Source organism: Noviherbaspirillum sp., from assembly GCF_035627455.1.
GTDB lineage: Bacteria > Pseudomonadota > Gammaproteobacteria > Burkholderiales > Burkholderiaceae_D > Noviherbaspirillum.
This window is the reverse complement of record NZ_DASPLS010000027.1, coordinates 1-7,510: the sequence shown is the minus strand read 5'-3', so window position 1 is coordinate 7,510 and position 7,510 is coordinate 1. Positions and strand designations below refer to the sequence as shown.

At 64.3% G+C, this 7,510-nt stretch carries 6 protein-coding genes; 2 read left to right on the top strand and 4 right to left on the bottom strand.

Annotation, left to right across the window (positions count from 1 at the left end; all coding sequences use genetic code 11):
- Nucleotides 1-1,388 (bottom strand): FAD-dependent oxidoreductase (locus VEC01_RS04745; RefSeq protein WP_324899272.1); only part of this gene is annotated, 1,388 nt, incomplete at its 3' end.
- A 255-nt stretch (nt 1,389-1,643) separates the two neighbouring features.
- Here VEC01_RS04745 and VEC01_RS04740 point away from each other — a divergent pair.
- Both VEC01_RS04740 and VEC01_RS04735 read left to right on the top strand, forming a co-directional pair.
- Entirely contained in the window at nt 1,644-2,858 is a 1,215-nt protein-coding gene (locus VEC01_RS04740; protein WP_324899270.1) for a nitrate/nitrite transporter, read from the top strand.
- Between the two features lie 98 nt (nt 2,859-2,956).
- Entirely contained in the window at nt 2,957-4,660 is a 1,704-nt protein-coding gene (locus tag VEC01_RS04735) for a bifunctional protein-serine/threonine kinase/phosphatase (RefSeq protein WP_324899268.1), read from the top strand.
- A 35-nt stretch (nt 4,661-4,695) separates the two neighbouring features.
- Here VEC01_RS04735 and VEC01_RS04730 read toward each other — a convergent pair whose 3' ends face one another.
- The 3 genes from VEC01_RS04730 to VEC01_RS04720 form a co-directional block, all read right to left on the bottom strand.
- Complete coding sequence (locus VEC01_RS04730; protein ID WP_324899266.1) at nt 4,696-5,508, bottom strand: ABC transporter ATP-binding protein; 813 nt, start codon at nt 5,506-5,508, stop codon at nt 4,696-4,698.
- A 9-nt stretch (nt 5,509-5,517) separates the two neighbouring features.
- Nucleotides 5,518-6,420 (bottom strand): nitrate ABC transporter permease, encoded by a 903-nt coding sequence (gene ntrB, locus VEC01_RS04725; protein ID WP_324899264.1) that lies wholly within the window; start codon nt 6,418-6,420, stop codon nt 5,518-5,520.
- 9 nt (nt 6,421-6,429) lie between these two features.
- A partial coding sequence (locus VEC01_RS04720; protein ID WP_324899263.1) for a CmpA/NrtA family ABC transporter substrate-binding protein occupies nt 6,430-7,510 on the bottom strand: 1,081 nt, incomplete at its 5' end.

Here is a 7,510-nt window from a genome sequence, read left to right as displayed (position 1 = left end):
CCGCAGGAGGCCGAAGCCTTGGTGTGCTTGCGCACATCGTCCAGCGTGTTCAAGCCCTTTTCCTTGATCGCCTTGACGATGGCGCCCTTGCACACGCCGTTGCAGCCGCATACCTCGGCATCGTCGGGCATCGCCGCCGCCCTGGTGAAACCTTCGTGGCCGGAGTCGCCCGGCCGGCCGGGATTCGATTCGCCGAACATCAGCGTGTCACGGATGTCGTTGATGTTGCGGCCTTCGCGCAGCAGCTTGAAGTACCAGCTGCCGTCGACGGTGTCGCCGTACAGACAGGCGCCGACCAGCTTGTCTTCCTTGATTACCAGCTTCTTGTAGACGCCGCCGATCGGGTCGGACAGCACGATTTCCTCGGTGCCTGCGCCGCCCATGAATTCGCCGGCCGAGAACAGGTCGATGCCGGTGACCTTGAGCTTGGTCGATGTCACCGATCCCTGGTAACGGCCGATGCCGAAGTTGGCCAGGTGATTCGCGCAGACCTTGGCCATTTCGAACAGCGGCGCGACCAGGCCGTAGGCGGTGCCGCGATGGTTCACGCACTCGCCGACCGCGTAGATGCGCGGATCGTAAGTCTGCATGGTGTCGTTGACCACGATGCCGCGATTGCAGAACAGGCCGGCGGATTCGGCGAGCGCAGTATTGGGCCGGATGCCGACAGCCATCACCACCAGTTCCGCCGGCACTTCCAGTCCGTCGGCAAAGCGGATTGCCTTTACCCGTCCGTCCTCATCGCCGACGAGTTCCTTCGTGTTCTTATCGAGCAGGAATTTCAGGCCGCGGTCTTCCAGCGACTTCTGCAGCATCCGGGCCGCGGTCGGGTCGAGCTGGCGTTCCATCAGCCAGGCCGGCAGGTGCACCACGGTGACATCCATCCCGCGCAGCTTCAGGCCGTTGGCCGCTTCCAGGCCGAGCAGGCCGCCGCCGATCACGACCGCATGCCTGTGCTGCCGCGCGGCCTCTATCATCGCATTCGTATCCTGGATGTCGCGGTAGGAAATCACGCCGGCGAGGTCCTTGCCGGGCACCGGCAGGATGAAGGGCGTCGAGCCGGTCGCCAGCAGCAGGCGGTCGTATTCCGCCGTCGTGCCGTCCTCGGCGATCACCATGCGCCGGACACGGTCGATCCTCGCGATCTTCTTGCCGAGGTGAAGCGTGATGTTGTTTTCGGCGTACCAGTCGACATCGTTGAGCATGATGTCCTTGATCGTCTGTTCGCCGGCAAGTACCGGCGACAGCAGGATGCGGTTGTAGTTCGCGTAGGGTTCGGCGCCGAATACGGTGATCTCATAGACGTCCGGCGCCAGCCTGAGCAGCTCTTCGAGCGTACGCACACCCGCCATCCCGTTACCGACCATGACTAGCTTCAGCTTCTTCATTAAAGCTCCTTCTCCACTCGGCTTCGCCATTGAAGCCGTATCAAAAAACTTCTTGTCGGCTATTTAGCAAGAGCAGTGCCAGTGTGTTTCGTGCGAAATCGCACCGCGATGAAGATGAAATCGCACCGTCCGGGTGCATCACGCCATTCCATCCGGTGCAAACCCCCGCGGCCGCGCACTTTTGCACAGAAAGTAACGCGTGGCATGCGGATTGCATTTCGCCCTCCGATTCCAATCCCGGTGCAAAGGAGCATCATGAAAACATCGTCGTTTTGGAAGGCTGGGCACACGCCGACGCTGCTCGCTTCCTTTTTCTATTTCGACCTGAGCTTCATGGTCTGGGTGCTGCTCGGGCCGCTCGCCGTCCAGATCTCGAAGGACCTCGGCATGACGGCCGCACAGAAAGGCCTGATGGTCGCCACGCCGCTGCTCGCCGGCGCGCTGCTGCGTATCGCGATGGGCGTACTGGTGGACCACCTGAAGCCGAAGAAGGCGGGCGCGATCGGCCAGCTGATCGTGCTTGCGACCCTGGCCTGGGCCTGGCTCGGCAAGCTGGATACCTACGAAAGCATGCTCGCACTCGGCATCCTGCTCGGCGTGGCCGGTGCCGCATTCGCCGTCGCGCTCCCGCTGGCGTCACGCTGGTACCCGCCCGAGCACCAGGGTACGGCGCTGGGCATTGCGGGCGCGGGCAATTCCGGCACCGCGTTCGCCGCGCTGTTCGCGCCGTCTCTGGCGCTGGCCTACGGCTGGCAGAACGTGTTCGGCTGGTGCCTGATCCCGCTCGGCGTTGCCTTCATCGTATACCTGGTGTTCGCCAGGGATGCGCCCTCGGCGCCACCGCCGAAATCGATGATCGAATACCTGCGCGTGCTCAAGGACAAGGACGCATGGTGGTTCATGTTCTTCTACAGCGTCACCTTCGGCGGCTTTTCCGGCCTGGCGTCGTCGCTGACCATCTACTTCAATGCGCAGTACGGGCTGTCCCCGGTGACCGCCGGCTATTTCACCGCCGCCTGCGTGTTTGCCGGCTCGCTGGTGCGGCCGGTAGGCGGCGTCGTCGCCGACCGCATCGGCGGCATCAAGGCGCTGTCGCTGACGTATGTGCTGGCGGCGGGCTTCCTGTTCATCGCGAGCACCGGCCTGCAGTCGGTTCAACTGGCGCTCGCGGTGTTCGTGCTGGCGATGCTGGCGCTGGGCACCGGCAACGGTGCGGTGTTCCAGCTGGTACCGCAACGATTCCGCAAGGAAATTGGCGTCATGACCGGACTGGTCGGAATGGCGGGCGGGATCGGCGGCTTCTACCTCGCATCCAGCCTTGGCTATTCGAAACAGCTCACCGGCAGCTACCAGCTCGGGCTGACCCTGTTCTCGGCGCTGGCTGCCGCCGCCCTGGTCGGATTGAGCGCAGTCAAGACGCGCTGGCGGACCACCTGGGGCAGCGCGGCGATGACCGCTGCAAAGATCTAGTAAGGTACGGCCAGTAGAATCGGCGCATCCGGCGACAAAATCGCCGGATGCCGGAGCCGAGCCCAGCCGGGATCGGCTCTTATCTGAATGGTCATATCATGCCCCTGTCTGTCCACATCGGCCACGCCTCCCGCGCCGGCCAGCGCGAACGCAACGAAGATTTCGTCGGGCTGGTGACGCCCAATGAACCGGAACTGACGACCAAAGGGCTGGTGGCGGCGATCGCCGACGGCGTGTCGGGCAACGACGGCGGCCGCGAGGCATCCGAGTACACGGTGCGCGGGCTGCTCGCCGACTACTATGCGACGCCGGATACCTGGCCAGTCACCCAGGCGATGGACAAGGTCATCAAGTCGATCAACAGCTGGGTGCAGCGGCAGGGATCGGTACGCCCGGAACTGGCCGGCATGGCGACCACGCTGACGGCGCTCGTGCTGCGCGGCCAATGCTATTTCTTTTCCCATGTCGGCGACACCCGCTTGTACCTGCTGCGCGGCGGCAGCCTGACCCGGCTGACGACCGACCATGTATGGGACCGCCCGGAGATGCAGCATGTGCTCACCCGCGCAGTCGGTCTCGATTCGCGCATCGCGATCGATCACGGCATGGGCGACCTGCGCCAGCGCGATGTGCTGCTGCTCGCGTCGGACGGTGTCTGGTCCTGCATGACCGAATACGACATCACGCGGCACCTGTCGGAGCTGGTGCTGGGGCAATCCGATGCATCCATGTGCGCCGAAGCCCTGGTCAATGCGGCGCTGGCCGCGGGTTCGAACGACAACTGCAGCGCGCTCGTGCTGCGCGTCGATGCGCTGCCGGAGGGCGACCTGCGCGATGCGCTGTCCGTCTCGACCCAGCTGCCGGTGCCGCCGCGGCTCAAGCCGGGGCAGGCGCTGGACGGCTACCTCGTCGAGGACGTCATCCACAAGTCGCAGGCCACCCTGCTGTACCGGGTGCTCGATCCGCGCACGCAGCGCCAGCTGGTATTGAAGACCCTGCAACCCGACCGCGCCGACGATGTGCACGAGAGGGCGGCGTTCGCGCACGAGGAATGGCTGTCGCGGCGCGCGGTGGCGCGCTTTTTCCCACAGGTCATCATGCCGGAGCAGAGGAATTACCTGTATTACCTGAGTACCTGGCACGAGGGACAGACGCTGCAGCAGATGCTCGACCACGGCCTGCATTTCACCGCGCCGGAAGTGGTGTCGCACGGCGAAAAGCTGGTGCGCGCGGTCGGCGCGCTGCACCGTCGCAACATCATCCACCGCGACATCAAGCCCGCCAATGTGCATCTCGGCGCCGACGGCGAGTTGCGGCTGCTCGATTTTGGCGTCGCGATGTCCGGGCTGGAAGAAGAGGACGGCGTGCGCGCGCCGCAGGCGGGAACGCCTTCGTTCCTCGCGCCGGAACAGTTCGACAATGCGCCGCCCTCGCGCCAGACCGATGTCTATGCGGCCGGCGTCACGCTGTACCACTTGTTGACGCGCCATTACCCTTACGGCGAGATCGAACCGTTCCAGCGCCCGCGTTTCGGCGAGCCCGCGCCGCCCAGCCGATATCGGCCGGACATCCCGCTGTGGCTGGAAAACGTGTTGCTGAAGGCGGTGGCGCGCGACCCGGCGCAGCGTTACGAAACGGCCGAGGAATTCCTGCTGGCGCTGGAGCGCGGCCCGAACAACCGCGCGCCCGCGCGTTCGCCCACGCCGCTGGCGGCGCGCAACCCGATGGCGCTGTGGCGCACCGTCGCGGTTGCGTCCCTGGTCGTGAACCTGCTGCTGTTGTACCTCGCAGTGGCGCGCTAGCGGCGGCCCCTGCGCCACTGCCAGCTGCCGTGCTGTTATGCGGCTTCCTTCACCGCCGGCTGCGCCTGGCGGTGATACAGGAACTCAAGCACCGCGCTGCGGTATTCGATGTACAGCGGATCATGCGCAAGCGCCACCCGGTCGCGCGGGCGCGCCAGCCGCACCTGTACGATGTCGCCGATGGTGGCGGCCGGGCCGTTGGTCATCATCACGATGCGATCCGAAAGCAGCACCGCCTCGTCGACGTCGTGCGTGACCATCACCACGGTCGATTGCGTCGTGGCGACGATCTTCAGCAGCTCGTCCTGCAGGTGGGCGCGGGTCAGCGCATCGAGTGCGCCGAACGGTTCGTCCATCAGCAGCACTTTCGGCTCCATCGACAGCGCGCGCGCGATGCCGACCCGCTGCTTCATGCCGCCCGAGATTTCTTGCGGGCGCTTCTGTTCCGCGTGGGTCAGGCCGACCAGCGCCAGCGCCGCCTTGGTGCGCTCTTTCAGCCTCGCCTTGCGCTCCGCCGCGCCGAACACGCGCTCGACCGCCAGGTACACGTTCTCGTAGCAGGTCAGCCACGGCAGCAGCGAATGGTTCTGGAACACCACCGCGCGCTCCGGCCCGGGACCGGCGATTTCCCGGCTGGCGCAGATCAGCGTGCCGCCACTCGCATCCAGCAGGCCGGCGATCAGGTTCAGCAGCGTCGACTTGCCGCAGCCGGAATGGCCGATCAGCGTGACGAACTCGCCCTTCTTCACGTTCAGGTGGATATCCCTGAGCGCGTGGAACGCGCCCTTGCTGGTATGGAACACCATTTCCGCGTGCTGGATTTCGATGAATTTGCTTGCGTTGTCCATGATGGTGTCCTAGTTGCGGATGTCTTCATAAGTGAATGCCTTCGCCAGCGCCACCAGCGCCTGTTCCAGCAGCAGGCCGACCACGCCGATCACGACGATGGCGATGATGATGTGCGGCACGTTCAGGTTGTTCCACTCGTCCCACACCCAGAAACCGATGCCGACGCCGCCGGTCAGCATTTCGGCCGCGACGATTACCAGCCACGCGGTGCCGATCGCCAGCCGCACGCCGGTCAGCATGTAGGGCAGCACCGACGGCAGCAGGATTTTCGTCAGAATCTTCCATTCGGACAGGTTGAGCACCCTGGCCACGTTCATGTAATCCTGCGGCACGCGCTGCACGCCGACCACGGTATTGATGATCATCGGCCAGATCGAGCAGATGAAGATCGCCCAGATCGCCGCCGGGTTCGCCGCCTTGAACACCAGCAGGCCGATCGGCAGCCAGGCCAGCGGCGATACCGGCTTCAGCAGGCTGACGATGGGACTGAACATGCCCGACAGGAAGCGGAAGCGGCCGATCAGGAAGCCGAGCGGAATGCCGACCGCCGCCGCCAGGCCGAAACCGATCGCCACGCGCTTGAGCGAGGCCAGCAGGTTCCAGCCGATGCCCTGGTCGTTCGGTCCCTTCCGGTAGAACGGATCGGAAAAGACATTCATCGCTTCCTGCAGCGTGGCCATCGGCGTCGGAAAGTCGCTGCTCTTCGCTGCCACGATTTCCCATACCAGCACCAGCAGCGCAATGCCAAAGAGCGGCGGCAGGGCTGCCAGCAGATAGGGTTTCAGCGTGAAAGTGTTCCCGGCCGATGCGAACTTCTTCTCCGCGTGCCCTTTCGAGTCCGCCTTTTTCGGCAGCGCTTCCACCGCCGGTACGGCCGGCTGGTTCAATACCTTGTCCATGACTGCGCTCATGATGGCCTCTTACACTTTGATCTTGAAGGAACCGGCATACTGCTTCGGACTCTTGCCGTCCCAGATGACGCCGTCGATCAGCTTTGCGCTGCGCATTGCCTCCTTCGGCACGCTGACCTTGGCCATGTTGGCCGCATCCCTGTACAGGTCGATCTGGTTGACCTGCCGCGCCACGGCGAGGTAATCGACCTCCTCCTTCAACAAGCCCCAGCGGCGCTGCTGGGTGAGGAACCACATGCCATCCGACAGGTAGGGAAAGTTCACGTAGCCGTCGTTGAAAAACTTCATGTGGTTCGGGTCGTCCCAGGTCTTGCCCAGACCGTTCTGGTAGCGCCCAAGGATGCGCTGGTTGATCGCATCGACACTGGTATTGACATAGGACTTGTCGGCCACCGTCTCGGCCATCTTCATCTTGTTCTGCAAGCCGGCGTCGATCCATCGGCCGGCATCGAGCACGGCAGCGGTCATCGCGCGCGCGGTGTTCGGATATTTCTTCACCCATTCGGCGGTGGTGCCGAGGATCTTTTCCGGGTGGTCCTTCCAGATATCCTGCGTGGTCACGCCGGTGATGCCGATGCCGTCCATGATCGCGCGATGGCCCCATGGCTCGCCCACGCAATAGCCGTCCATGTTCCCCACCCGCATGTTGGCGACCATCTGCGGCGGCGGCACGGTGATGATCTTGGCGTCCTTCATCGGGTCGATGCCGTGCGCGGCCAGCCAGTAGTACAGCCACATCGCATGGGTGCCGGTCGGGAAGGTCTGCGCAAAAGTGTATTCACGCTTGTCGGCCTGCATCAGCTTCGCCAGCGAGGGGCCGTCCATCGCGCCCTTGTCGGCAAGCTTCTTCGACAGCGTGATTGCCTGGCCATTGTGGTTCAGCGTCATCAGCATCGCCATGTCCTTCTTCGGCCCGGACAGCCCGAGGTGCACGCCGTAGACCAGGCCGTACAGCACATGCGCCGCGTCCAGCTCGCCGTTGACCAGCTTGTCGCGCACCGCCGCCCAGGAAGCTTCCTTGGTCGGCACGATGCGGATGCCGTACTTCTTGTCGAAGCCGAGCACCGATGCCATCACCACCGATGCGCAG

Excerpts from the sequence above, each read along its gene's own strand:
- VEC01_RS04740 (WP_324899270.1), top strand. The coding sequence starts at position 1,644 with ATGAAAACATCGTCGTTTTGGAAGGCTGGGCACACGCCGACGCTGCTC.
- VEC01_RS04735 (WP_324899268.1), top strand. The coding sequence starts at position 2,957 with ATGCCCCTGTCTGTCCACATCGGCCACGCCTCCCGCGCCGGCCAGCGC.
- VEC01_RS04730 (WP_324899266.1), bottom strand. The coding sequence starts at position 5,508 with ATGGACAACGCAAGCAAATTCATCGAAATCCAGCACGCGGAAATGGTG.
- ntrB (WP_324899264.1), bottom strand. The coding sequence starts at position 6,420 with ATGAGCGCAGTCATGGACAAGGTATTGAACCAGCCGGCCGTACCGGCG.